Raw genomic sequence first — 1303 nt, 5'->3', positions numbered from 1 at the left:
ACGGCGCTGCGGTCTTCGGCGCCGGCGGCGCGGGCGGCGACGGCGGCGACAGCTTCGACACCGGCGGTGCGGGCGGGGCTGGCGGTCGCGCCGGTCTGCTGGGCGGCACCGGTGGCGCTGGCGGTCGCGGAGGATTCGGCCAGGGCGTTGTCGGCGGGGCCGGCGGCGCCGGGGCCAATGCCGGGGTGTTCTTCGGCAATGGCGGGGCCGGCGGTGTCGGCGGCGGTTCCCACACTGGCACGGGCGGCGCGGGCGGGAATGGCGGCAATGCCGCAATGCTTTTCGGCAATGGCGGCAGCGGCGGTACCGGCGGTGTCTCCACCACGGGCACCGGCGGCAACGGGGGTGCGGGCGGAAACAGCGGAGGGCTCGCAGGCTCCGGAGGCGCCGGCGGAACCGGCGGTTTCGGCGCCGGGGTGGGAGGCGCTGGCGGCAACGCCATTGGGCTTTACGGCAACGGCGGGGTTGGCGGGGCCGGCGGGGATGGTGACGGCGCCTCCGGCAACGGCGGGGCCGGAGGTAGGGCTGCGCTGATCGGCAACGGCGGAAACGGCGGGCAAGGCGGGTACAACGTCGGCCTCAATGCCGCGGGTAACGGTGGTCGCGGCGGCGACGCCCAACTGATCGGCAATGGCGGTAATGGTGGTAATGGCGGGTTTGCCGCTACCCCGGGCGCACTCGGTGGCGTGGGTGGTATCGGCGGCGGGCTGTTCGGGCAGAACGGGATTGACGGACTGTGAGCGTCTAGACGAGCCAACGCACAAGGCTGATGTCTCATCGTCCGTCCAGGAGTGACGGCCGGGTCGGGCACGGGCCATCCCGGTTTCCCAGAAGGTTTTCTCAACCTGGGATCCCGCAGAGACGGGTGCGGAGCTACCCAAAATCTGCCCGGTGCGGGGTGATGCTGGTGTGGCGGTGGTGGTCGAGTCGGCGTTGGCGGGTTGCACGCTACACAACCGTGCCCGAATTACGAGCTAGACAGCCGCGATAACGTTCCTGATTCTTTGCGCTGCGCCGATAAAGATCAGAAGTTCGATACCGCCCGCCCCGACCAGCAGCGCCGTGTCGGCCGCCATAGGGTATCCGACCGCGTTGACGAGCCCCATCGGGTCACCGTGCGCGGCTTGCCTGACCCCGTCCAAAAACAGGTTCAAGTTATAGGACGGGACGGTGGTTACCATGGTATTCAGCACGTCTACGGTGGGAAGTACTGTGCTATAGCTGATTTCGGTTACCCTGGTCATCGCGGTGGATAGCTTGGTATTGGCTGCCTGAATGTCGGTGATGATGGTGTCGATCGAGG

2 pseudogenes are annotated in these 1303 nt (G+C 68.4%); one reads left to right on the top strand and one right to left on the bottom strand.

From position 1 onward, the window contains the following. A pseudogene (locus F0Q45_RS28255) lies at nucleotides 1-740 on the top strand (PE family protein); the annotation flags it as partial. 234 nt (nucleotides 741-974) lie between these two features. Here the strand turns inward: F0Q45_RS28255 and F0Q45_RS28250 are convergent. Continuing rightward, nucleotides 975-1303 (bottom strand): annotated as a pseudogene (locus F0Q45_RS28250) (PPE family protein); the annotation flags it as partial.

Source organism: Mycobacterium simiae (assembly GCF_008370645.1).
GTDB lineage: Bacteria > Actinomycetota > Actinomycetes > Mycobacteriales > Mycobacteriaceae > Mycobacterium > Mycobacterium simiae_A.
This window is presented reverse-complemented; position numbering and strand designations above follow the sequence as displayed.